Raw genomic sequence first — 22,956 nt, 5'->3', positions numbered from 1 at the left:
CGGCATCTCGGTTCATCGTGGTTAACCCGAGCGCGTCGGGGACCCGGCCGCCCGCCCGTCAAGCCCCTTCAGCTCGGCCGCTCGGCGGGGCACGCTGGAGGCACGACAGCGCAGGAAGGGACGATCATGACCACCAGCACTCCCGAACCCGAAGCCCCCGAGCCGGAGTCCACGGACGAGCTCTCGGCCGAGGCGCAGACGCCCACCCCGACCCCGGCGTCGGAGGGCCAGACCACGCACGCCCCCACCGCCGACGCGGACGAGGGCGAGGCGAGCACTCCGCCGGAGGCCGAGTCGCCGGAGGACGCCGACCCGTCCGAGGTGCCGAGCACGGAGGAGCTCGAAGAGCCGAGCACCGAGAAGGCCCCGGGCCAGGAGCCGAAGGCACCGGAGCGGAAGGGCGACCCCGAACCCGACCACGAGGCGGTCGGCATCGGCGTGATCGGACAGCCCCAGGTCGGCGAGAACGACCCCTCGGGGCAGTGACGCCCCCGTCGCTCCTCCCTGGATCGCTCTGACGAACGACGGGAGGAGCGACGGGCCAGAGGGTTACTCCACGAGCTTCCCGGCGGTGTCGACGTCGCGCATCAGCTCGGCGATCTCGGCGGGGACGGGCGGGATCTCCTCGCGGGTGACGCCGGTCGCGGGCGACCACACCAGGTTGACCTGCAGCGTCGGATCGGTGTCGGGGTAGTCGCTGCGGTTGTGGCAGCCACGCGTCTCGCGCCGTTCCCGCGCCGCCTCCAGCGTGGCACGGGCGGCGAGCGCGGAGGCCTTCAGATCGAACGCGTGGGCGAGGTCCTGGAACCCGGCGATGTCCGGGTGGATGCCGATGTCCTCCATGCGCCCTTCGATCAGGTCGAGATCGGCGAGCCCGGCCCGCAGCCCCTCCTCCGAGCGCACCACTCCGGCGTACTCGGTCATGAGGTTGCGGATCGCGCGCTGCAGGGCGCGCACGTTCTCGCGCCCCTCGGCCGCGAGCAGGTCGTCGATCTCGGCGCGGGCCGCCGCGACCGCCCCCGCCGACCGCCGCTGGGCGTCGAGCCCCGCGGCGTGCGCCATCGCCGCCTGACCGACGATCCGCCCGTACACGAGCAGCTCGATCAGCGAGTTGCCGCCCAGCCGGTTCGCACCGTGCAGCCCGCTCGACGCCTCGCCGATCGCGTAGAGGCCCTCGACATCGGTGCCGTGGTCCTCGGACCGCACCCAGACGCCGCCCATCGAATAGTGCGCGGTGGGGGCGATCTCGATCGGGTCGGTCGTGATGTCGAGCATCTGCAGCTCCATCATCGTCTGGTAGACGCGCGGCAGCCGGGTCATGATCGTCTCGCGCGGCAGGTGCGACACGTCGAGCCACACGCCGCCGTTCTCGGTGCCGCGCCCCTCCTGGATCTCGGTGTACGCGGCGAGCGCGACGCGGTCGCGCGTGGAGAGCTCCTTCCGCTCGGGGTCGTAGCGCTCCATGAATCGCTCGCCGAGCGCGTTGCGCAGGATGCCGCCCTCGCCGCGCGCCGCCTCCGAGATGAGCGTCCCTGCCGCGTTCTCCGGCTCGATGATGCCGGAGGGGTGGAACTGCACGAGCTCGGGATCGCGCAGTCGCGCGCCCGCGTCGACGGCGAGCCGGAAGGAGTCGCCCGTGTTCTCGTCGCGTCGGGAGGAGGTGCGCCGCCAGATGCGGTTGTGGCCTCCGGCCGCGAGGATCACGGCGTCGGCGTGGATGAGATAGCGGGTGCCGTCGGCCTGGTCGAAGCCGTACGCGCCGAACACGACGTTGTCGCGCACGAGCAGGCGGGTGATGTAGACGTTGTCGAGGATCGGGACGTCGAGCTGCTCGGCCCTGCGGACCAGGGTGCGCTGGATCTCGAGCCCCGTGTAGTCGCCCGAGAACGCGGTGCGACGGTAGGTGTGCGCGCCGAAGAACCGCTGGGAGATGCGACCGTCGTCCTCGCGGGCGAAGTCCATGCCCCAGCGCTCGAGGTCGCGGATGCCGCGCTCGGCGCCGCGCGTCACCACCTCGACGGTGTGCGGGTTGGCCAGGAGGTAGCTCTCCTTGATGGTGTCGGCGGCGTGCTGCTGCCAGCTGTCGTCGGCGTCCATCGTGCCGAGGGCCGCGTTGATGCCGCCCGCCGCGAGGGAGGTGTGGGCGTCCTGACGGGGGCGTTTGCCCACGGCGAGCACGTCGACGCCGTGTTCGGCGACCTCGATCGCCGCCCGCAGGCCGGAGCCGCCGGTGCCGATCACGAGGACCGTGGTGGAGATCTGTCGTTCGGGTGCAGTCATGGTCTCGACGCTAGTTAGGACAACCTAATAACTCCAATGCATAGTTCGAGTGGAAACCATACGGGTAGGCTATGGCCATGAACCTCGAGCAACTCCGCGGGTTCGTCGAAGTCGCCCGCCTCGGACACTTCACCCGCGCCTCCGAGCACCTGCACCTGGCCCAACCGTCGCTGAGCCGACAGATCTCCACGCTCGAACGCGAGCTCGGCGCCGAGCTGTTCCACCGCGCCCGTGGCCACATCGCGCTGACGGCGGCCGGGGAGACACTGCTCCCCCGCGCCCAGCGCATGCTCGCCGAAGCCGACGCCATCCGCGACGAGATGGGCGAACTCGCGGGGCTCCGGCGCGGCCGTGTGCGGCTCGGGGCACCGCCCACGCTGTGCATCAGCCTCGTCGCCGAAGCCCTCAGCTCGTTCCACGACTCCTACCCCGAGGTCGACCTGCACCTGATCGAGGGCGGCTCCCGCCTCCTGGTCGAGCAGCTCGCGGTCGGCGCCGTCGACATGGCCCTCATCACCCAGTCCGACGGTCCGCCGCCGGCCGGGGTCAGCCTCACCCGCACGCCGTTGCTCGCGGAGGAACTGGTCGTGGTCTCCTCGGCCGCCCGCCCGCCGGTCGCCCGCACCCCCGCGATCCCGCTCAGCCACCTGGCGACCCTGCCGCTCATCGCGTTCGACGAGAGCTACGAGCTGCGGGCCACGACCGATGCCGCCTTCCGCGCCGCCGACCTCACGCCGAACCTGGTGCTGGAGGGCGGCGAGATGGACTCCGTGCTGCGCTTCGTCGAACGAGGGCTCGGCGTCGCCGTGGTGCCCGCGATGGTCCTGTTCGACCGGCCGACGTTGCGGTCCGTGCGGCTCGCCCACCCCGCCATGACCCGCACCGTCAGCCTGGCCCACCGGTCCGACGTCAGCCCCGCCGTCGCGGTCGCCGCCATGCGGCAGGTCATCCTGACCACGGCGTCCGACGTCGCCCGCCGCGACCCCGCGATCACGAGCCTGCTCGACACGGACTGAGACATCCGTCCGGGATGCAGAAACGGCCCCCGCCGAAGCGGAGGCCGTTACGTCACTGTCTCAACACAGTGTGCGCCCGAAGGGACTCGAACCCCTAACCTTCTGATCCGTAGTCAGATGCTCTATCCATTGAGCTACGGGCGCCCAGCCCGCTCAGCGGGCCGTAGAACAGCCTACAACAGTCGCGAGACGAAAGCGAAACGAGGGGTCAGTCGCCCTTCGCCGCCGCCTTCTCCTGCTTCTTGCGGCGCTTCTCCTTCGCCCGCTGCGCCGACGACAGCGCCTGCAGGTCCACCAGGCGCAGCGCCTGCATCCGGGCCTCGCGCATCCGCGCGTAGTCGGGGTCCTGCTCCGGTCGCATGCCCTCCACGCGCAGCCGCCGGTCGAGGTTGTGGCGGACGTCGGCCCATGCCGCGGCCCTCGCCTCCTCGACGATCGCCTCGAGCTGCTGCCGGTCGTCCATCATCTCCCGCAGCCGCTGGGCCACCCCGGTCGACTGCTTCGCGCGGCGACGGAGGTTGCGCACATCGCGGTCGCGGTAGTCGTGCGTGCCGACCGGATCGGAGTGCCGCCCCCTGGCCCGCTTGCGCAGCGCCGTGACGGTGGCCGCCGCCTCCTCCGACTCCTCGGCCATCGCGCGCAGGGCCTCGCGCGCGTCGTCGACGTAGCGGTCGAGATCGAACACGCCGCCCTCTGCGATGGTGCCGATGAGGATGTGGTTCTTCACGGCGAGGCGCGCGGCGGCCGTCGCGATCGCGACGCCTTCGGCGATGGCATCCGCAGTCCGTCCCACCGGCACCTCCTCTCCACGAGCGTACCGGTATCGATGCGGCCCGGTCTCGGCCAGAATGGTTCGGCATCCAGCATCTCGCAGGCGTCCGACATCGGTCGGCGACCGCCCGGATCGCACGCGCAGGGAGGCGGCGATGAAGCATCTCGACCTGGTCGGCAGCACCACCGTCATCACGGGCGCCGCGAACGGCATGGGGGCCGAGATCGCGAGGCTGCTCGCTCCCCGCGGCGTGCACCTGGCCCTCCTCGACCACGACCGTGCCGCGCTCGACGCCCTCGCGACCGAGCTGGCCGGCACCACCGTCACGACGCACGTGGTCGACCTCCGCGACGACGACGCGGTCTTCGCGACCGCCGCGCAGATCGCCGCCGTGCATCCGCGGATCACCGCCCTGATCACGTGCGCCGGCTCGTCCATGCTCGGCGACCTCGACCAGCTGACCATGGAGGAGATGCGCTGGCTGACCGACGTGAACCTCTGGGGCACGGTGTCGATCACCAAGGCCCTGCTGCCGTCGCTCCGTGCCGCGCCGGGCGCCCACATCACGCACCTGGCGAGCGTGTACGCCCTGGCCGCTCCCGCCGGCCGCATCCCGTACGCGCTGAGCAAGTTCGCCGTCCGCGGCTTCTCCGAGGCGCTGCGCCACGAGCTCGAGGGCACGACCGTCTCGGTCGGCGCGGTCTACCCGGCGGGCGTGCGCACCGGGATCATCCTGCACGGGCGGTACGCCGCCGCGATCGACCCCGCGGTGGCCGCCCGCGCCGCCGCCGCGCAGGCCGCGATGTACCACACCGACCCCGCCGACGCGGCTGCGCGCATCGTCCGCGCCACCGAGCGCCGAGCCGCCCGCACGATGGTCGGACGGGAGGCACGACTGATCGACGCGCTCGTGCGGCTCGCCCCCACCGCCTACTGGCGGGCCCTGCGCCGGCCGCTGCGTGCCGCGATCGACACCAGGACCCCGGTCGACTGAGCGGAGCCTCAGCGCACCGCGCCCACCCAGATGCCCGACGCCCAGGCCTGCTGCTCGCCGTTGCAGCCCACCGATCCGGGGAAGCCGCGCACCACGGCCATGCAGTTGGCGAGGAACTCCGGGTCGTTGCCGAACAGCGCCCCGTAGGAGCCCGACGAGGTGAGGGCGCCCCACACGCGGAACTGATAGATGTGCGCCAGCTCGTGCGCCATCGCCCAGTTCAGGCGGCCGGTGCTCCAGCCCGCGATGTCGGCGCGGTACTTGATGTACCCGTTGCTGTTCGCGCACGCGGGGGCGTTGCCGCCGGCGCACGACGACGACTCGTACAGCCCCACGCCGCCACCGCCCACGCGGTCGAGGGCGGCGCGCACGCGCGCGTAGCCGTCCGGCCCGCTCGTGCTCCAGGCGGGGCCGCCCGGGCCCGGGTTCTGCGACGCCTGCCACGACGCGACCTCGGTGCCGATCTTGGCCGTGATCGCATGGATCGTGGCCGTGGCCGCGACCACCGTGGCGGGGTCGTCGTCTTCGGCGAGCACGGTCTGCTGCACCGACAGCGCCGAAGCGCGATGCGTGGCCGTGTCGACCTTGCCGTCGGCGCCCTGCAGGGCGGTGTTCAGCGCCGCGAGCTCGGTGAGGAACGCCGGGCGCACCTCCAGCACCGCTGCCCGATCGGACGTCGTCTGCTCGGCGCCTTCGATCGAGGCGGCCAGATAGTCGGTGCGCTGGGTGGCATCGCGGTACTGCCCGGTGAGGGCGCGCAGTTCGGCGATCGCGTCGAGCCGCTCGTGCTCCAGTGCGTCGGCGCGGGCGAGCACGCCGACGGCGAGCAGCACGGCGGCAGACAGGGTGACCGCGAGCACGCGCCGGATCACTTCAGGAACCCCGTGGTGTCGGCGATCTTCGCATCCTGCTCCGCGATCTGGGCGCGCAGGGCCGTGAGCTGCGCGGCCAGCTCCAGGTTGTCTCCGCGCGACGCCTCCAGCGCATCCTCGACGCGCGCGATCTCCGCCTTCACCGCGGCGACGGAGGCGGCGCGCTCCTGATCGGCGACGACCACGAGCGCGGCACCGCCCAGCAGCAGCAGGCCCCCGATGACGACAGCAAGACGGCGCATCCCGCTCCCCAGACAGCGACAGTGACCGGACCGGTTCCGACCGCACCAATATACAGCCGCGGTCCCGCGCTTCGTGGGCCGGTCGCGCGACGGATCAGAGTGCGACGTCGGCGCGGAACAGCCGCCGCTCGGCGGCCGCCTGCCCGCTGGCCAGGTGCGCGGGCAGAAGCGTGCGCAGCCGTTCGACGTCGCGCGCGGCGACGGCTTCCAGGATCACCCGGTGCTCCTCGGCCATCGCGACCAGGTCGTCGTGCTGCCCGAACAGCCAGCGCAGCCGGGTGAGGAACACCGCGATGAGCTCGCCGAGCATCTCGTTCCCGGCCAGGTCCACCGCGACCTCGTGGAACTCGGCGGCCGTGCGGCGCGCGGTCTCCGCGTCACCGTCTCGGGCCGCCGCCGCCTCCCGCTCATACGTGTGACGCAGCCGGGCGAGGCCGACCTCGTCGTGACGCTCCGCCGCGAACACGAAGATGAGGGTCTCGATGGCCTCTCGCACCTCGGCGAACGCGCGGATGTCGTCGTGCGTGAACTCCCGCACCACCGCCCACGAACGCGGTCGAGCGGTCACGACGCCCTCCGCGACCAGGGTACGGATGGCCTCGCGGACGGGAAGCCGCGAGACGTGCAGCTCGGCCGCGATGTCGCGTTCCACGAGCCGGGCGCCGGGGGGTCGCCGGCCCAGCACGATGTCGTCGCGCAGGATCCTCGTGACCCTGACCGACTCGAGCTCGCCGCCCGCCCCCATAGCCCCCGCCATCCGGGCATTGTCCCACCCCGGCCGGGGTTCCTCAACTTTTGGTATCCCAGCCGGGGTGGACGGGCTCGCCCGCGGCGACTCAGGGCAGGCGGTTCGCCTTCGCCAGGTTCGCCGTCAGCTCCTCGGCGTTCTGGCGCGTGACGTACGCGGGACGGTCGCGCTCGACCCGCCACGACTCGCTCAGCGGGCCGATGTTCACGGTGTCGAAGCCCGCCTGGTCGTAGAACCGGGTGACGAACGCCACCGCCTCGGCGTCGTCACCCGCGGTCGCCAGCGCGCGACGGTCCGGGGTGCCGGCCGGGGTGCCGCCGGTCGTGATGTCGCTCGCGTAGATGTGGTTGAACGCCTTGGCGATCTTCGAGGTCGGCAGCTGCTGCTGCAGCAGCTCGGACGTGGTCGTCTCGCCCCGGTCGAGAGCCTCGATGTGACCGTCACGCTCGAAGTAGTAGTTGTTGGTGTCGAGCACGATCTTGCCCGCCAGCTGCTCGGTCGGCAGCTGGTCGATCGCGTGCAGCGGCACGGTGACCACCGCCACGTCGGCGGCCGCCGCCGCCTCCTCCGCGGTCGCCGCCCGCGCCTTCGGCCCCAGCTCCGCGACGAGGTCGGCCAGCGTCTCCGGGCCGCGCGAGTTCGCGATCACCACGTCGTAGCCGTTCGCCACCGCGACGCGCGCGACCTGGCTGCCGATGTTGCCTGCACCGATGATTCCGAGAGTAGTCATGTTCGGCCCAACGCCGAGCGGGCGACTCTATTCCCGTGAATCGGTCATCGGGGACGGCTCACAGGCGCGTCAGTGCGTCCTCGGTCGCCACCCACGCGAGCATCGCGCACTTCACGCGCGCGACGTACTTCGAGACCCCGCCGAGCGCGGCCGCGTCGCCGAGCAGCTCCTCGTCGGGTGCGATCGTGCCGCGCGAGCGCATGGCGTCGCGGAACGCCGCGATGCGCACCTCGAGCTCCGGCACGCTGAGCCCCTCGGCGAGCTCGGCCAGCAGCGACGCGGACGCCTGCGAGATCGCGCAGCCGTGCCCCTCCCACGCGATGGCATCGATCGTCCCGTCGTCGCCCCGGTGCACCTGCAGGGTGATCTCGTCACCGCACGTCGGGTTGAGCTGGTGCGACTGCGCCGGGATCTCGTCGCGCAGCCCGTAGCCGTGCGGCGTGCGCGAGTGGTCGAGGATCAGTTCCTGGTACAGGCTCTGCAGGTCGCTCATGCGCCCCTCCGGAAGAAGTCGATCGCCCCGGCGACACCCGCGATCACGGCGTCGACCTCGGCCTCGGTCGTGTACAGGTACGTGCTGGCCCTGGTCGACGACGTGACCCCGAGCCGCCGGTGCAGCGGCTGCGCGCAGTGGTGCCCGACACGCACCGCGATGCCCAGGTCGTCGAGGAACTGTCCGACGTCGTGCGCGTGGATGCCCGCCACGTCGAAGCTCGCGAGTCCCACGCGCGGCAGATCGATGCCGGCTCCGAGCACGCGCACGCCGTCGATCGCGCGGAGCCCGTCCACCAGGCGCCGGCCGAAGGCGGCCTCGTGCGCGGCGATGCGCGACATGCCCACCTCGTCCAGGTAGCCGACCGCCGCGGCGAGCGCGATCGCCTGCGACACCCGCTGCGTGCCCGCCTCGAAGCGCTGCGGCGGCGGCAGGTACTCGGCCTCGGTCGTGGTGACGGTCGTGATCATCGAGCCGCCCGTGAGGAACGGGGGCATCGCGGCCAGCACCTCGCGCCGGCCGTACAGCGCACCGATGCCCGTCGGCCCCAGCATCTTGTGGCCGGAGAGCACCGCGAAGTCCACGCCCAGCGCCCGCACGTCGAGCGGCAGGTGCGGGGCGGACTGGCACGCGTCGAGCAGCGTCAGGGCACCGACCCCGCGGGCGAGCGCGACCAGCTCGTCGACCGGGTTGATCACGCCGAGCACGTTGGACACGTGCGTGAAGGCGATCAGTTTCGTGCGCTCGGTGACGAGCTCGGCGGCCACGTCGAGCCGGAGGGCGCCGTCGTCGTCGAGCGGGATCACCCGCAGCGTGGCGCCCGTGCGCGCCGCGAGCTCCTGCCACGGGATGAGGTTGGCGTGGTGCTCCATCTCGGTGGTGACGATCTCGTCTCCCTCGCGGAGGCGCAGGCGCTCCGCGGCCGTGCCGCCGCGTCCGAGCGAGGCATTCGAGAGGGAGTAGGCGACGAGGTTGATCGCCTCGGTCGCGTTCGAGGTCCATACGATCTCGTCGTCGTCGGCACCGACGAAGCGGGCGACGGCGGCCCGCGCATCCTCGAACAGCTCGGTCGCCTCGGCCGCCAGCGTGTGCGCACCCCGGTGCACCGCGGCGTTCATCGTGGTCGCGTAGTCGCGCTCGGCGTCGAGCACGGCGTCCGGTCGCTGCGACGTCGCGCCGGAGTCGAGGTACACCAGCGGATGGCCGTTCACCTGCGCGCGCAGGATCGGGAAGTCCCCGCGGATCCGCTGCACCTCGGTCTCGGTCAGCGGTGCGATCACGTCGACTCCGGGAGAAGCGTTCATCGTTCCAGTCTCCCATCTCCCGGACGCGGCCGGCGCGGGGGTCTGGGGCTACGACATGCGCGCGAGCCGGGCCCTGGCCATGCAGAACACGCCGTACAGGGCGAACCCCACCCCCACCGCGCCGAGCACCAGCCCGCCCAGCGGCAGCGCGAGCAGGCTGTGCAGCGCCGCATCCAGTCCCGCCGCCTTCTCCGGGTCCTGGGTGACCGCGGCGACCACGAAAAGCACCCCCGTCACGGCGACCGCGACGCCCTTGCCGAGGTAGCCCGCCACCCCGAGCACCACGATGCCCGCGCGCCCCGCGCCGGTCGGCAGCTCGATCAGCTTCTCGAACGACCGCGTGATGCCGCTGCCGATGAAGCCGAGGCCCACGCCGACCACCGACAGGCCGAGGATCACCAGCAGCGCCACGCCACCGGGCGCCGACAGCACGATCTCGCTGAGCGTGCGCGACGCGTCCTCCGACTCAGCACGACCGCCCACCGCGTAGATGGTCGCGAGGACCGCGACCACGAGATAGGAGCCCGAGATCCCGGCGAGCTTGATACGGCGGCCCCACTTCTTCGTCTCCGCGGGGTCGGCGGCGAGGAAGGCGCTGGCGATCTGCCAGGCGGCGAGCGCGATGAGGCCCACCGCGATCGACAGCAACAGCAACCCGCCGATGGGGTTGTCGCGGATGCGCTCCATCGCCCCGTCCTGGTCGGCGTCGCCCGAACCGCCCACCGCGATGCTGAGGGCGATCGCGCCGATCACGACGTGGATGAGCCCCAGCACGACGAAGCCGACACGGGCGGTCCTCCGGAACGCGGTCGAGTCCTTCGCCGCGCGCGCCGCATGCTTCACGCTGCTCATGGGGGAAGCGTATCGCTCGGCATCCGAGCCGAAGAGGGGGTTGCTTTCGTCCGCGCCCGCGGTGAACTCACTCGACCCGCGCGACCGGCTGCCGCAGGATCGTACGGAGTTTCGCGGGGTCGGTGCGGCGGATGTCGCTCAGGTACACCTCGTGGTGCCGACCGGTCATGCGCAGTCCGTGCTCCGGGATGAAGCGGTGGTGCAGCTCATCGAGCACCGGGGCCTCGTCGTCGAAGGGGCCGACGTGGAGCGTCTGCACGCACAGCCCCTCGTGCAGGGTCTCTAGCCGCACGGAGCGCAGGGCCGGCAGGGGCTCGCGCTTCGTCGCGCTCTTCGCCTCGACCGTGTCGACCGCCCGCGCGAAGAGGTCGGGGGTCACGTGGTCGCCCACCAGGAGAAGCAGCGTCCACTCCCACTGCGACTTGTCCCGGCGCGACGTGAACGACTCCATGTCGGCGGCGTGCCACAGCCCCTCGAGCGGCATCACGACGGTGTCGATGCCGAGCTCTTCGCGGCTCGCGAACTTGAGCGTGTACGCCAGGGGGAACAGCGCCGCCACCGCCTGCCCATACACGGGCGACGTGTTGGGGTCTCCCGCGCCGTCGATCATGAGGTACTGCAGCGGCGGCACCTCCAGCACGCGGAACTCTCCGCGCCGTGCGCGGTAGGAGTCGAGGGTCTTCTTGGGGTCGATGGCCGCCATCGTCTGCCTCTCCGGGTGGGACTGCTGGGTGCGGCACAGTGTGCCAGGGGCCTCCGACACCGGGGCGGGACGACTCGGCCGCCCCGCCCCGGTGACTCACTCCGCTTCCACGGGCAGCCACAGCTCGCACGAGGCCGTGTCCCCACGGAATTCGCGGTACCGCACCATCGACGGACCGGGGCGCAGTCGCCACGGGTTCGACGGGAACCACTCGGTCGCGGTGGCCGCCCACAGGTCCTGCAGGGTCTGCGGGAACGGGCCGTCGGCGGCGAACACGGCCCAGGTGCCCGCGTCGAGCCGCAGCACATCGAGATCTTCCGGCACCGGGGTCGTCTCCTCCAGTGCGACGCCGTGGAGGTAGGTGAGCGGCGTGCCCTCTGGCGCGTCCGGCTCCACGTCGGCGGACACGGCGAGGATGCCCGACGGCTCCGCGTCGTTCAGACGCTTGAGCCGCGCGTGCTCCTCGGACGGGATGGCCGCGATGTGCTGCTGGATGTGCGGATTCTCGCCGCGGTGGATCAGCGGGACCTGCGTGGCATGACCGACCAGCTGGAGGGCGGGTCGGGGGGTGATGGTGACGTCCATCGGGGTGCTCCCTTCGACGCTCAGGCGGAACCGGAGCGTGGGTTGTGTACGGAGAGGACCCCCGTCACGGCGCGCCTCGGCCGGACCGATGCCGTGCACGGCGCGGAACGCCCTGCCGAACGCCTCGACCGAGCCGTAGCCGTGCCGCACGGCCACGTCGAGCAGGCTCGGCGCACCGCCGACCAGTTCCGCGGCGGCGATCGTCATCCGCCGACGGCGCACGTACTCCGACACGGGCATGCCCGCGAGGGCGGAGAACATCCGCCGCAGGTGGTACTCGGTCGTGCCGTGCGCACGCGCGACGGCCGCGACGTCGAGCTCCTCGTCTGGCGCGGCTTCGACGCGGTCGATCAGGGCGTTGAGGGTGCCGATCATGGGTTCCTCCTTTCCCCACCAGCGTGTCCGTCCATCGGGGTGCGGCACCCGATCATTCTGGTCCGTTCCGGTCGTGTGCCGCCGCTCCCCCGCAGCGTTCACACCCCGTTTGACTGCACTGTGAACACGCATCCCGTATCGTCGGAGTTTCTGGGGGAGCACGGGGAGCGAGTCGGCATGCAGGTGAGAGACCTCCTCTTCGGCGTCCCCTCCGGCCTCCCGCCGCTCGCAGACACCGAGGATCCGTTCGCCGACGCCCTCGCTCTCGTGGACGCTCAGGTCACGCGCGTGATCGTCGACATCCCGGCCGGTGTGGTCGGGGTGCTGCTGGAACTGCGCCAGTCGACCCGGCTCCGCGGCACGACGGCCCTGCTGCGGGTGACCGGGGCGGTGCGCCAGGAGTGGACGGGCTCCGCGTCGGCCAACCGCTTCACGGCGTGGTCGATTACGGACGCTGCGGTCGACCGCGACCTCACCGCGATCCGCATCGCCCTGCACTGCCTGCCGGCGGGGTCGCTGCACCTGACGGGGACCGCGGCGGACTTCGTGCTGCTCTCCGCGCGACCCGATCGCACGCCGCCCTCCTCGACCGATCCCGCCGCCCTGCTCCGGTTCGGCGTGGTCGACGAGTCCACCGTGTGCGACCCGCTCGGCGCCGCGCACCTGCGCTCCTCGGCACCGTTCCCGCGCCACTGAGCGGCGACCGCACGGGCGGACCGCAGGCGACTCGTGTTGCGCGATCGCTCGAGATCGAGCGCCGTACCGTGATCGCGGTTCGCGGGGGAAGAACTGGCGGAGACGAGGGGATTTGAACCCCTGGTCCCCGTAAGGGGACTCCACCTTAGCAGGGTGGTGCACTAGGCCGGACTATGCGACGTCTCCAGGCATCCGGCCCGAGAGCGCGGATGCACTCGACCAGTGTAACGGGTTCGACGCGCCCTGACGAACCGCGGCCACGGCCGCGCCTCCCGACTCGCGCGCGACCGCCTGGGATACTGGCCGCGCGCGGGAGTCACACCACCGCGACGGAGAGGATCGCCATGAATCCGCACCCGCACGTCGGCGCTTCCCTGGGCACCGAGGACAGCGCCTGGAGCTACCGGGCGGTCGGCTACGCGATCGTGCTGCTGCTCTTGGGCGTCTCGTACGGCCTGTGCGCCGCGCAGCCGAGCGCCGACCCGAGCCCGTGGGCGTTCCTGGTCATGCTCGCGACGGTCGCGATCGTGTTCCGCGTGACGGGCGCCCGTGCGCTCGTGCAGCGGGTGACGTGGGTCGTGCTGTCCACCGCGGGCGCGGCGGCCCTGCTGGCGACCTTCTTCGGCACCGGCAGTCCCGCCCTCGCCGTCGGGCTGTCCGCGGCCTCGATGGTGGCACTGCTCGTCGCACCGTGGGCGATCATCGCGCATCAGGTCACGCGACGCGGGCTCGACATCGAGGCGCTGCTCGCCGCGGTGACGGCGTACATCCTGGTGGGGATGTTCTTCGCCTTCGCGTACAACCTCGCCTCGCAGTTCCTGTCGCAACCGCTCTTCATCGGAGCGGAGACCGACTCGCTCGGCGATCAGCTGTTCTTCTCCTTCACCGCCCTCACCACGACCGGCTACGGCAACCTCATCCCCCGGGGCGCCGGCATGCAGGCCGTCGCGGTGGCCGAGGGCATCACGGGGCAGCTGTTCCTGATCACGGCGGTCGCCCGCATCATGCGCGGCGCGAGCGCCCAGCACCGGTCGTCGGCCTCAGCCTGACGGCATCGGCGGCGGGGTCACGCGCCGGTCGTGGAGCGCCGCGCCACCAGCTCGGGGCGGAACAGCACGTGCTCGGGCTCCGGCGCCCGCTCCCCCTGACCCTGCAGCAGCAGATCGACCGCGGTGGAGCCGATCAGGGCGGCGGGCTGACGCACCGAGCTGAGCGGGATCACGGCGGCCGCGGCGAAGTCGATGTCGTCGTAGCCGATGATCGCGATGTCGTCGGGCACCCGGGCGTCTCCGGTCATCACGAGGCTCTGCAGCAGGCCGAGCGCGACGAGGTCGTTCGCCGCGAACACGGCATCCGGACGATCCGCCGGGGCGCGGCCGAGGATCCGCGACCCCGCCTGCCTCCCCTCCTCGACCGTGAGAGCGGCGGTCGCGAGGAACTCCAGGGCGACCCCGGCGTCGGCGGCCGCGGCCTGTGCCCCGCTGAGCCGGTCGGACACCTGCCGCAGTGACACGGGCCCCCCGACGAAGGCGATCCGCCGACGGCCGACCGCGAGCAGATGCTCCATGGCGATCCGGCCGCCCTCCACGTCGTCGACGGCGACCGAGGCGAAGCGCTCGTCCTGCGACTCCCGGTCGACGAGCACCGCGTGCGTGCCGCGCTCGTGCATGCGCGCCAGGCGCGGCAGCGACTCGGCCACGGGCGTCACCAGCACGCCCGTCACCCGCTGCTCCTCGAACAGGTCGAGGTGCATGGCCTCGCGCTCCTGCTTCTCGTCGCTGTTGGCCACCAGCACCGAGAGCCCGTGCTGATCGGCGCGCTCCTCGGCGCCGCGGATCACCTCAGCGAAGAAGGGGTTGCGGATGTCGAGCACGACCAGTCCGATGGTGCGGCTGCGTCCGGCGCGGAGCTGCCTGGCCGCGTCGTTGCGCACGAAGCCGAGCCGATCGATCGACGCCTGGACCCTGGCCACCGTCTCGGCGGCCACCTTCTCCGGCCGGTTGAGGACGTTCGACACCGTGCCGACCGAGACACCCGCGTCCTCCGCGACCTCGCGCACGCTGACCGCCATCCGCGACCTCCCGTCCTCCGGCGTGTGAAACGACTCACATTCCGCTCGGGACTCACACTCTCATGCCGTCTTGACAGCAGTCAACACATCGCCTAATCTCATCTCCGACAGGGTTTGAAACGATTCATTCCCTCAATGGAGAGAGAAATGATGTCCTCACCCGCGACGGCGCCCGTGCTCGAGCTCGCCGGCGTCCAGAAGGCCTTCGGCTCGGTGATCGCCCTGCGCTCCGGCACGATCACGGTCGACCCCGGCTCCATCCACGCGCTCGTCGGCGAGAACGGTGCCGGGAAGTCCACGCTCGTGAAGATCGTCGCCGGCCTCTACCAGCGCGACGCCGGAACGTTCCGCCTGAACGGGGCCGACGTGGACTTCACCTCCACCGCCCAGTCCAAGGCAGCCGGTGTCGCCGTCATCTACCAGGAGCCGACGCTCTTCCCCGACCTGTCGGTGACCGAGAACATCTTCATGGGCCGCCAGCCCCTCGGACGCTTCGGCCGCATCGACCGGAAGGCCATGCGGCACGAGGTCGAGCGGCTCTTCACCCGCCTCGGCGTCACCATCGACCCCGACCGCCCCGCGGAGGGGCTCTCGATCGCCGACCAGCAGGTGATCGAGATCGCCAAGGCCGTCTCCCTCGACGCGGCACTGCTCATCATGGACGAGCCCACCGCCGCCCTGTCCGGCGTGGAGGTCGAGCGCCTGTTCGCGATCGCGCGCAGCCTGCGCGACGAGGGGCGCGGCCTCATCTTCATCTCGCACCGCTTCGACGAGGTGTTCGCCCTCTGCGACACCGTCACCGTGATGCGTGACGGCGCGTACATCGCCACCTCCGCCGTGGCCGACACCACGGTCGACGAGCTCGTGCGCCAGATGGTGGGACGCGAGGTCGCCGAGCTGTTCCCCAAGCAGGAGGCCGCGATCGGCGAACCGCTGCTCGAGGTGGAGGGCCTCACCAGCCCCGGGCTCTTCCACGACATCTCCTTCACCGTGCGCGCGGGCGAGATCGTCGGACTCGCCGGGCTCGTCGGCGCGGGACGCAGCGAGGTCGCCCGGGCCGTGTTCGGCGTGGACGGCTACCGCGAGGGCACGGTCCGCATGACCGGCCGGCGCATCTCGCCGCGGCGCCCCGTCGACGCCATGCGGGCGGGACTCGCGCTCGTCCCCGAGGACCGTCGCAAGCAGGGCCTCGTGATCGAGTCCGGCGTGGGCGGCAACATCACCCTCGCGATCCGCCGGCGTCTGGCCCGGCTCGGCCTGCTGACGACCGCGATGGAGAACCGGGCCGCCCGTGAGTGGGCTTCGCGCCTCGAGGTGAAGACGCACGCGCTCGACACGGTCGCCGCCACCCTCTCCGGCGGCAACCAGCAGAAGGTCGTCCTGGCCAAGTGGCTCGCGACGCAGCCCGGGGTGCTGCTGATCGACGAGCCCACCCGCGGCATCGACGTCGGCACCAAGTCCGAGGTGCACCGGCTGCTCTCCCAGCTCGCCGGCCAGGGCATGGGCATCCTCATGATCTCGTCGGAGCTGCCCGAAGTGCTCGGCATGGCCGACCGGGTGCTGGTGATGCGCGAGGGCCGCATCACCGCCGAGATCCCCCGCTCGGAGGCCACCTCCGAGAACGTCATGTTCGCCGCGACGCACGCATCGGAGCTCTCCTCGTGACCACCGCCATCCCCGTCTCCGCGCTCACCACGCGCATCTCCGGCATCGGCAGGGCGCGCGAGTTCGGCATCCTGCTCGCCCTGGTGCTCGTGATCACCGCCGCGACCCTCAACAACCCGAAGTTCCTGTTCAGCGCCGACGGCTGGCGCGACCTGCTGCTCACGCCCTCGATCCTCGTGCTCGTCGCGGTCGGTCAGGCCATCGTGCTCATCACCCGCAACGTCGACCTCTCCGTCGGCTCGGTCATGGGCCTCACGGCCTACCTCACCGGACGGCTCTTCATCGACGTGCCCGGCATCCCCATCGTGCTCGTCGTGATCGCCGCCGTCGTGCTCGGCGCCCTCCTCGGACTCGTCAACGGCGCCCTCGTCGCCTACGCGAAGGTGCCCGCCATGGTCATCACGCTCGGCACGCTCTACGCCTACCGGGGCATCAACGTGCTGTGGACCGGCAGCGACCGCGTCAACGCCTCCGACCTCCCCCGCGACTTCCTGGCGCTGGGCACCGGACAGCTCCTGGGCATCCCGATCCTCGCGGTCGTCGCGGTGATCGTGCTCGCCGCGGCCGCCTGGTACCTGAAGAACACGCGCGGCGGGCGGGAGTTCTACGCGATCGGCTCCGACCCCGCAGCCGCCGAGCTGTACGGCCTGCGCGTCACGCGCCGCGTGCTGACCGCGTTCGTCCTGTCGGGTGCGCTCGCCGGGCTCGCCGGGGTGTTCTACGCGGCACGCTACGGCACCATCAACTCCCAGGCCGGAGCCGGATGGGAGCTCGACGCGGTCGGCGCCGCGGTGATCGGCGGCGTCGCCATCACGGGCGGCATCGGCTCGGTCTGGGGTGCGGCGATCGGAGCCGTGCTGCTGCTCACCATCAACCGTGCCCTGCCGATCCTCGGCATCCCCGACTTCTGGCAGCGCGCCGTCGTCGGCCTGCTCATCATCGGCGCCATCGTGCTCGACCGCGTGCTCGCGGTCCGGCAGAGACGGCGGCTCATCGAGGCGAGGGACCAGTCATGACCACCGCGACCACCACCACCGCGAGCGCCCGCGTCATCCGCGACTACGACAAGCCGCTGTGGCGCCGGCTGCTCCTCACGCGCGAGGCCGCGATCGTCGGGCTGCTGATCGTCGTGGCCGTCGTGGCCGCCACGAGCATCCGCGGCTTCGGTCAGCCGATCACCCTCACCTACCTGCTGCTCGACATCGCCCCGATCCTGCTGATCGCGCTGCCGATGACGCTGATCATGATCACGGGCGAGATCGACCTCTCGGTCGGCAGCATGGTCGGACTGTCCAGCGTGGTCACCGGAGCGCTCGTGCAGGGCGGCCTCCCGTTCGAGGTCGCCGCGCTCGCCGCGCTCGCGGTCGGCATCGTCGGCGGCGCGTTCAACGGCTTCCTGGTGACCGTCGTCGGGCTCCCCTCGCTCGCGGTCACGATCGGCACGCTCGCGCTCTACCGCGGCCTCGCGGTGGGCCTGCTCGGCACGGCCGCCGTCACCGACTTCCCGGAGTTCTGGAGCGACCTCGCGAAAGCCAAGATCGCCGGCACGCCTATCCCCGTCATCACCATCCCGTTCCTGGTGCTGGTGGCCGTGTTCGCGGTCCTGCTGCACTTCACCCCGTTCGGTCGCGGCGTGTACGCGGTGGGACTGTCGAAGGACGCCGCGCACTTCTCCGGCGTGCACGTCGAGCGCACCAAGCTCGTGCTCTTCGTGCTCTCCGGCGCGGTCGCCGCCTTCGCCGGCATCTTCTACACGCTCCGCTACGGCAGCGCCCGCGGCGACAACGCCACCGGCCTCGAGCTCCAGGTGATCGCCGCCGTCGTCCTCGGCGGGGTGTCCGTCTTCGGCGGTCGCGGCAAGATCTACGGCGTCATCGCCGCCGCCTTCCTCATCGGGGCGCTCGCGAGCGCGCTCCGCCTGGTGAACGTCACCTCCGACGTCATCAACATCATCACCGGCACGCTCCTCGTGATCTCGGTGGTGGCCGCAAGCGTCCTGGCCTGGCTGCAGAAAGCACGCCGCCGACCGGGCAGAACCCCCGCCGGTGCCGGCACCACAGCGCCAGGGGCACCGATGGACGCCGCGACCGCGGCATCCCCCGACGAAAGGAACGAACAATGACGTTTGCACGCAAGCGCGTGACCGCCTTCGCCGCCCTCGCGGTGGCCGCGGCGGTCGCCCTCACCGGCTGCGCCGGATCCGGCGACGGCGGCAGCGGCAGCGGCGGAGAAGGCGGCGGCGACGCCTCGATCACCTTCCTGCCCAAGAACCTCGGCAACCCGTACTTCGACACGTCCAGCGAGGGCGGCAAGAAGGCCGTCGAGGAGTTCGGCGGCACGTTCTCCGAGGTGGGACCGGCCGAGGCCACGCCCGACGCCCAGGTCAGCTACATCAACACCGCCACGCAGCAGGGCGTCGGCGCGCTCGTCGTCTCGGCGAACGACCCCAAGGCCATCTGCGACGCCCTGAACGAGGCCCGCGACGCGGGTGTCAAGGTCGTCACGTTCGACTCCGACACCAACACCGAGTGCCGCGACCTGTTCATCAACCAGGCCGACTCCGAAGGCATCGCGAAGGTGCAGATCGACCAGATCGCCGAGCAGATCGGCGGCGCGGGCGAGATCGCGATCCTCTCCGCCTCGGCCAACGCGACCAACCAGAACGCGTGGATCGAACTGATGAAGGAGTACGTCGCGAGCGACTACCCCGACATCACGATCGTCGAGACCGTGTACGGCGACGACGACGACCAGACGTCCTTCGACAAGACGGCGGCACTGCTGCAGAGCCACCCCGACCTGAAGGGCATCGTGTCGCCCACCACGGTCGGCATCGCGGCCGCCGCGCGCTACCTCTCCACGTCCGACTACAAGGGCACCGTGGCCCTCACCGGGCTCGGCACCCCGAACCAGATGCGCGAGTACGTGGAGGACGGCACCGTCACGTCGTTCGCGCTGTGGAACCCGGAAGACCTCGGCTACCTCGCCGCGTTCGCCGCCCACGCCCTCATCGCCGGCGACATCACCGGCAAGGAAGGCGACGCGTTCGACGCGGGCGACCTCGGCGAGTACACGGTCGGCGCCGACGGCGTCGTGCTGCTGGGCGACCCGTTCGTGTTCGACGCCGACAACATCGGCGACTTCGACTTCTGAGTCGCCCGTCCGGCCGGTGCCGCGTGGCACCGGCCGGACACCGAAAGGACCCTCATGACCCGCGTGGCCTTCCAGCTCCAGGTGCGCCCCGAGCTGCTCGACGAGTACGTGGCCAGGCACTCCCCCGTGCGGCCGGAGATGCTGGCGGAGATCGCCGCCGCCGGACGACGCGACTACAGCCTCTTCCTCGGCGCCGGCGGCACGCTCTTCGGCTACTACGAGACCGACGACGACCGGGCGGCCCAGGCGTACCTCGCCGCGTCGCCCGTCGCCGCGCGGTGGGAGGCCGAGATGAGCCGCTTCTTCGTGGGCCTCGACGGCCGCCCCGATCAGGCCGCCACCTCCCTCACCGAGGTGTTCCACCTCGAAGACCAGCTCGCCGCGGCGAGCGCCACCGACTCCTCCGCCACCACCGACACCGAAGGCCGTGCATCGTGAGCATCCTCACCCCCGACATCCTCGCCGCGCTCGAGAAGCAGAGCATCGAGCTGCCCAGCTGGGCCTTCGGCAACTCCGGCACCCGGTTCAAGGTGTTCGGCACGCCGGGCACCCCGCGCGACCCCTACGAGAAGATCGCCGACGCCGCCCAGGTGCACGCGCACACCGCCCTCGCGCCGACCGTGGCGCTGCACATCCCGTGGGACCTGGTCGACTCCTTCGACGACCTGCGCCGTCACGCCGAAGACCACGGCGTGACGCTCGGCACCGTCAACTCCAACACCTTCCAGGACGACGACTACAAGTTCGGCGCGCTCACGCACGAGGACGCCGCGATCCGCCGCAAGGCCATCGACCACCACCTCGCGTGCATCGACGTCATGGACGCCACGGGCAGCCGCGACCTGAAGATCTGGCTCGCCGAGGGCTCCAACTACCCCGGTCAGGCCGATCTGCGCGGTCGTCAGGACCGCCTGCACGACTCGCTGCAGCAGATCTACGCGCGCCTCGGCGACGACCAGCGGCTCGTGCTCGAGTACAAATTCTTCGAGCCCGCGTTCTACCACACCGATGTGCCGGACTGGGGAACGTCGTACGCCCAGGTGAGCGCGCTCGGTGACAAGGCCCTCGTGTGCCTCGACACCGGTCACCACGCGCCGGGCACGAACATCGAGTTCATCGTGATGCAGCTGCTGCGGCTCGGCAAGCTCGGCTCGTTCGACTTCAACTCCCGCTTCTACGCCGACGACGACCTCATCGTCGGCGCGGCCGACCCGTTCCAGCTGTTCCGCATCCTGTTCGAGGTGATCCGCGGTGGCGGCCTGAACAATCCCGACGTCGCCTTCATGCTGGACCAGTGCCACAACGTCGAGGACAAGATCCCCGGGCAGATCCGTTCCGTGCTGAACGTGCAGGAGATGACCGCGCGTGCCCTGCTGGTGGACCGCGAGGCGCTGTCTGCCGCGCAGCGCTCGGGCGACGTGCTGACGGCGAACGCCGTGTTCATGGACGCGTTCTCGACCGACGTGCGCCCGGCGCTCGCGGAGTGGCGCGAGTCGCGCGGCCTGCCGGCCGACCCGATGGCCGCCTACGCGGCGTCCGGGTACCAGCAGCGCATCGCGGAGGAGCGCGTGGGCGGCGTGCAGGCCGGCTGGGGAGCCTGACCCACCGGCGCGAACCGTCGCTCGTCTGCCATGCTCGACGCATGTCCTCCCCCGACGAGAAGCCCTCCCGCCGCGGCGCGATCATCGGTCTGCTGTTCTTCGTGATCGGCACCCCGCTCGCGGTCTGGCTGCTGTACACGGTGCTGCCGTGAGCGCGGACCTCCACATCGCCGACCGGGTGCTGGACGGACCGCACGGAGCGCTGCGCGTACGCCTCTACACCCCGGCGTCGCCGACCGGCGCGGGTCTCGTCTGGGCGCACGGCGGAGGCTTCGCGGGCGGCGACCTCGACATGCCGGAGGCGGATGCGGTGGCGCGGGCCTTCGCGGCGCACGGCATCGTCGTCGTGAGCGTGGACTACCGCCTGGCGCCGATGACCCCGGACTGGACGAGCCGCCTGGGCTCGCCGGAGCGCGGCGGCATCCACTACCCGGTGCCGCACGACGAGATGGTCGCCGCGTTCCGCTGGGCCGTGTCCTCCCCGATCGCCGCGCGGGGATGGGCGATCGGCGGCGCGAGTGCGGGCGGCAACCTCGCCGCCGGCGCCGCCCTGCGACTGACCCACGACGGCGGACCGGTCCCGGGCCTCGCGGTCCTGGCCTACCCGACGCTCCAGGCCGTTCAGGACGCCCCCACCCGCGAGCTGCGCGCCCTGCTGGACGCGCAGCCGGACGCCGACGTCTTCACCGCCGCGTTCGTGCGCGGCATGTACGAGAACTATCTGGGCGGACCGCTGGACGGCGCCGACGTCTACGCGATCCCGGGGACCGCCGCGCCCGCGCAGCTCGCGGGCTTCCCCCCGACGATCATGGTCAACGACGAGACGGACGAGCTGCGCATGTCGGGAGAGGCCTTCGCGCGCGCCCTCTCGGCCGCCGGCGTCGACGTCGACGTGTCGACCGAGCCGGGCACCACCCACGGGCACCTCAACCGCCCGGACGCCCCGGCGTTCGCGACCACCGTCGAGCGCTTCGCCGAGCGCCTGCGACAGCTTCCCTGAGGTGCCGGGCGCCGTGGCCGCCTCAGCGACTGGTGTAGCCGCCGTCGATGGGGAGCGAGACGCCCGAGATCATCGCGGCGCCGTCGCCCAGCAGGAAGACGATGGGGGCGGCGATGTCGTCTTCGGTGGCCCACCGGTGCAGAGGCATCGCGTCGAGGAAGGGACCCTCGATCTCGGGGCGTCCCCAGTACCAGGCCGACATCGGCGTCATCACCACGGTCGGGTTGACGCTGTTGACCCGGATGCCGTGGCCGCCCAGCTCGAGCGCCGAGACGCGCGTGATGTTGTCGAGCGCCGCCTTGGACGAGCCGTAGGAGATGTGCCCGGCGAGGGCGACGAGGCTCGCCTGGCTCGACACGTTCACGATCGCGCCGCCCTTACCCCCGCGGATCATCTCGCGCGAGGCGTACTTGGTCACCAGCAGGGCCCCGCGCGCGTTGATGCTCATGACCCGGTCGAACACCGAGATGTCGGTGTCCATGGGGGTGGCGATCTCGCCGCCCCAGCCGCCGCAGTTGACGACGCCGTAGAGGTCGCGGCCCTCGATCGCCGCGCGGATCTCGCCCTCGTCCTCGAGGTCGAAGGCGAGCGGCGTGGCGCCGGTCTCGCGCGCGATGTCGGCGACGCTCTCCGCGGTGCGGCCCGCGGCGAGCACGTCGGCGCCGGCCGCGACGAGGTGGCGGACGGTCGCGCCGCCGATGCCGCCGCCGGCTCCGGTGACGAGGATGGTGCGGCCCTGGAATTCGGTCATGCGCGTCTCTCTCCATCGAGGGGTGTTGTCCGGTGCCCCGGGTCGCTTGACAC

General features: G+C 71.6%; 25 protein-coding genes and 2 tRNA genes. 12 read left to right on the top strand and 15 right to left on the bottom strand.

What is annotated here, in order from left to right:
• Positions 1–126: 126 nt before the first annotated feature.
• Positions 127–486: a hypothetical protein gene (locus ACFWCH_RS08780; protein ID WP_136045091.1), complete on the top strand. Its 360-nt coding sequence runs from the start codon at positions 127–129 to the stop codon at positions 484–486.
• Positions 487–549: 63 nt separating this feature from the next.
• On the opposite strand, the gene ACFWCH_RS08775 is transcribed toward ACFWCH_RS08780, so the two are convergent.
• The gene (locus tag ACFWCH_RS08775; RefSeq protein WP_247638351.1) at positions 550–2,280 is read right to left on the bottom strand and encodes an L-aspartate oxidase; all 1,731 of its coding nucleotides are present in this window, start codon (positions 2,278–2,280) and stop codon (positions 550–552) included.
• A 71-nt stretch (positions 2,281–2,351) separates the two neighbouring features.
• On the opposite strand from ACFWCH_RS08775, the gene ACFWCH_RS08770 reads away from it, so the two are divergent.
• Positions 2,352–3,296 carry a LysR family transcriptional regulator gene (locus ACFWCH_RS08770; RefSeq protein ID WP_372490570.1) on the top strand — a complete coding sequence of 315 codons (945 nt, stop codon included), beginning with the start codon at positions 2,352–2,354 and terminating at the stop codon, positions 3,294–3,296.
• A gap of 71 nt (positions 3,297–3,367) precedes the next feature.
• Here the strand turns inward: ACFWCH_RS08770 and ACFWCH_RS08765 are convergent.
• A tRNA-Arg gene (locus ACFWCH_RS08765) sits at positions 3,368–3,440 on the bottom strand.
• A gap of 64 nt (positions 3,441–3,504) precedes the next feature.
• Positions 3,505–4,089, bottom strand: coding sequence for an asparagine synthase (locus tag ACFWCH_RS08760; protein WP_136028978.1), 585 nt, complete (start codon positions 4,087–4,089; stop codon positions 3,505–3,507).
• Positions 4,090–4,222: 133 nt separating this feature from the next.
• Between ACFWCH_RS08760 and ACFWCH_RS08755 the strand changes: the two genes are divergently transcribed.
• The gene (locus tag ACFWCH_RS08755; protein WP_378803369.1) at positions 4,223–5,062 is read left to right on the top strand and encodes an SDR family NAD(P)-dependent oxidoreductase; all 840 of its coding nucleotides are present in this window, start codon (positions 4,223–4,225) and stop codon (positions 5,060–5,062) included.
• Between the two features lie 8 nt (positions 5,063–5,070).
• Here ACFWCH_RS08755 and ACFWCH_RS08750 read toward each other — a convergent pair whose 3' ends face one another.
• The 9 genes from ACFWCH_RS08750 to ACFWCH_RS08710 form a co-directional block, all read right to left on the bottom strand.
• Positions 5,071–5,922, bottom strand: coding sequence for a hypothetical protein (locus tag ACFWCH_RS08750; protein ID WP_240745301.1), 852 nt, complete (start codon positions 5,920–5,922; stop codon positions 5,071–5,073).
• 8 nt (positions 5,923–5,930) lie between these two features.
• Positions 5,931–6,176: a hypothetical protein gene (locus ACFWCH_RS08745; protein WP_136028972.1), complete on the bottom strand. Its 246-nt coding sequence runs from the start codon at positions 6,174–6,176 to the stop codon at positions 5,931–5,933.
• Positions 6,177–6,270: 94 nt separating this feature from the next.
• Entirely contained in the window at positions 6,271–6,933 is a 663-nt protein-coding gene (locus ACFWCH_RS08740) for a GntR family transcriptional regulator (RefSeq protein ID WP_136028970.1), read from the bottom strand.
• Positions 6,934–7,012: 79 nt separating this feature from the next.
• Positions 7,013–7,654 carry an NADPH-dependent F420 reductase gene (locus ACFWCH_RS08735; protein ID WP_136028968.1) on the bottom strand — a complete coding sequence of 214 codons (642 nt, stop codon included), beginning with the start codon at positions 7,652–7,654 and terminating at the stop codon, positions 7,013–7,015.
• A 58-nt stretch (positions 7,655–7,712) separates the two neighbouring features.
• Positions 7,713–8,147 (bottom strand): Fe-S cluster assembly sulfur transfer protein SufU, encoded by a 435-nt coding sequence (gene sufU, locus ACFWCH_RS08730; RefSeq protein ID WP_136028966.1) that lies wholly within the window; start codon positions 8,145–8,147, stop codon positions 7,713–7,715.
• A complete protein-coding gene (locus ACFWCH_RS08725) occupies positions 8,144–9,451 on the bottom strand; it encodes an aminotransferase class V-fold PLP-dependent enzyme (protein ID WP_378803368.1) in 1,308 nt (435 codons plus the stop codon). The genes sufU and ACFWCH_RS08725 overlap by 4 nt, the downstream gene beginning before the upstream one ends.
• 48 nt (positions 9,452–9,499) lie before the next feature.
• Entirely contained in the window at positions 9,500–10,303 is an 804-nt protein-coding gene (locus tag ACFWCH_RS08720) for a DUF1206 domain-containing protein (protein ID WP_136035603.1), read from the bottom strand.
• Positions 10,304–10,370: 67 nt separating this feature from the next.
• Complete coding sequence (locus tag ACFWCH_RS08715) at positions 10,371–11,006, bottom strand: GyrI-like domain-containing protein (protein WP_378803367.1); 636 nt, start codon at positions 11,004–11,006, stop codon at positions 10,371–10,373.
• 96 nt (positions 11,007–11,102) lie between these two features.
• Positions 11,103–11,966 (bottom strand): GyrI-like domain-containing protein, encoded by an 864-nt coding sequence (locus ACFWCH_RS08710; protein ID WP_378803366.1) that lies wholly within the window; start codon positions 11,964–11,966, stop codon positions 11,103–11,105.
• Positions 11,967–12,143: 177 nt separating this feature from the next.
• Between ACFWCH_RS08710 and ACFWCH_RS08705 the strand changes: the two genes are divergently transcribed.
• On the top strand, positions 12,144–12,662 hold the full coding sequence (locus ACFWCH_RS08705) for a hypothetical protein (RefSeq protein ID WP_247638346.1): 519 nt from the start codon (positions 12,144–12,146) through the stop codon (positions 12,660–12,662).
• 94 nt (positions 12,663–12,756) lie between these two features.
• On the opposite strand, the gene ACFWCH_RS08700 is transcribed toward ACFWCH_RS08705, so the two are convergent.
• Positions 12,757–12,848, bottom strand: a tRNA-Ser gene (locus ACFWCH_RS08700).
• A gap of 158 nt (positions 12,849–13,006) precedes the next feature.
• Between ACFWCH_RS08700 and ACFWCH_RS08695 the strand changes: the two genes are divergently transcribed.
• Positions 13,007–13,711, top strand: coding sequence for a potassium channel family protein (locus tag ACFWCH_RS08695; RefSeq protein WP_136028680.1), 705 nt, complete (start codon positions 13,007–13,009; stop codon positions 13,709–13,711).
• 17 nt (positions 13,712–13,728) lie between these two features.
• Here ACFWCH_RS08695 and ACFWCH_RS08690 read toward each other — a convergent pair whose 3' ends face one another.
• A complete protein-coding gene (locus ACFWCH_RS08690; RefSeq protein WP_247638345.1) occupies positions 13,729–14,733 on the bottom strand; it encodes a LacI family DNA-binding transcriptional regulator in 1,005 nt (334 codons plus the stop codon).
• A gap of 147 nt (positions 14,734–14,880) precedes the next feature.
• On the opposite strand from ACFWCH_RS08690, the gene ACFWCH_RS08685 reads away from it, so the two are divergent.
• From ACFWCH_RS08685 to ACFWCH_RS08655, 7 genes are all read left to right on the top strand, one after another.
• Positions 14,881–16,398, top strand: a complete 1,518-nt coding sequence (locus tag ACFWCH_RS08685; protein WP_378803365.1) for a sugar ABC transporter ATP-binding protein — start codon at positions 14,881–14,883, stop codon at positions 16,396–16,398.
• Positions 16,395–17,414: an ABC transporter permease gene (locus ACFWCH_RS08680; protein ID WP_206251788.1), complete on the top strand. Its 1,020-nt coding sequence runs from the start codon at positions 16,395–16,397 to the stop codon at positions 17,412–17,414. The genes ACFWCH_RS08685 and ACFWCH_RS08680 overlap by 4 nt, the downstream gene beginning before the upstream one ends.
• Positions 17,411–18,520, top strand: coding sequence for an ABC transporter permease (locus ACFWCH_RS08675; protein WP_247638343.1), 1,110 nt, complete (start codon positions 17,411–17,413; stop codon positions 18,518–18,520). The genes ACFWCH_RS08680 and ACFWCH_RS08675 overlap by 4 nt, the downstream gene beginning before the upstream one ends.
• Positions 18,517–19,551 carry a rhamnose ABC transporter substrate-binding protein gene (gene rhaS, locus ACFWCH_RS08670; RefSeq protein ID WP_378803364.1) on the top strand — a complete coding sequence of 345 codons (1,035 nt, stop codon included), beginning with the start codon at positions 18,517–18,519 and terminating at the stop codon, positions 19,549–19,551. Before ACFWCH_RS08675 ends, rhaS begins: the two co-directional genes overlap by 4 nt.
• A 54-nt stretch (positions 19,552–19,605) precedes the next feature.
• A complete protein-coding gene (locus ACFWCH_RS08665; RefSeq protein ID WP_136028675.1) occupies positions 19,606–19,989 on the top strand; it encodes an L-rhamnose mutarotase in 384 nt (127 codons plus the stop codon).
• The gene (gene rhaI / locus ACFWCH_RS08660; RefSeq protein ID WP_136028674.1) at positions 19,986–21,152 is read left to right on the top strand and encodes an L-rhamnose isomerase; all 1,167 of its coding nucleotides are present in this window, start codon (positions 19,986–19,988) and stop codon (positions 21,150–21,152) included. Before ACFWCH_RS08665 ends, rhaI begins: the two co-directional genes overlap by 4 nt.
• 148 nt (positions 21,153–21,300) lie before the next feature.
• On the top strand, positions 21,301–22,152 hold the full coding sequence (locus ACFWCH_RS08655; RefSeq protein WP_378803363.1) for an alpha/beta hydrolase fold domain-containing protein: 852 nt from the start codon (positions 21,301–21,303) through the stop codon (positions 22,150–22,152).
• A gap of 22 nt (positions 22,153–22,174) precedes the next feature.
• Here the strand turns inward: ACFWCH_RS08655 and ACFWCH_RS08650 are convergent, their stop codons facing one another.
• Positions 22,175–22,903: an SDR family oxidoreductase gene (locus tag ACFWCH_RS08650; protein WP_136028673.1), complete on the bottom strand. Its 729-nt coding sequence runs from the start codon at positions 22,901–22,903 to the stop codon at positions 22,175–22,177.
• Positions 22,904–22,956 lie beyond the last annotated feature (53 nt).

It is taken from the genome of Microbacterium sp. NPDC060132, assembly GCF_042729675.1.
In the GTDB taxonomy this organism is placed as follows: Bacteria; Actinomycetota; Actinomycetes; order Actinomycetales; family Microbacteriaceae; genus Microbacterium; species Microbacterium sufflavum.
Note: the sequence above shows the minus strand (reverse complement) of the source record. Positions and strands in the feature narration are given on the sequence as shown.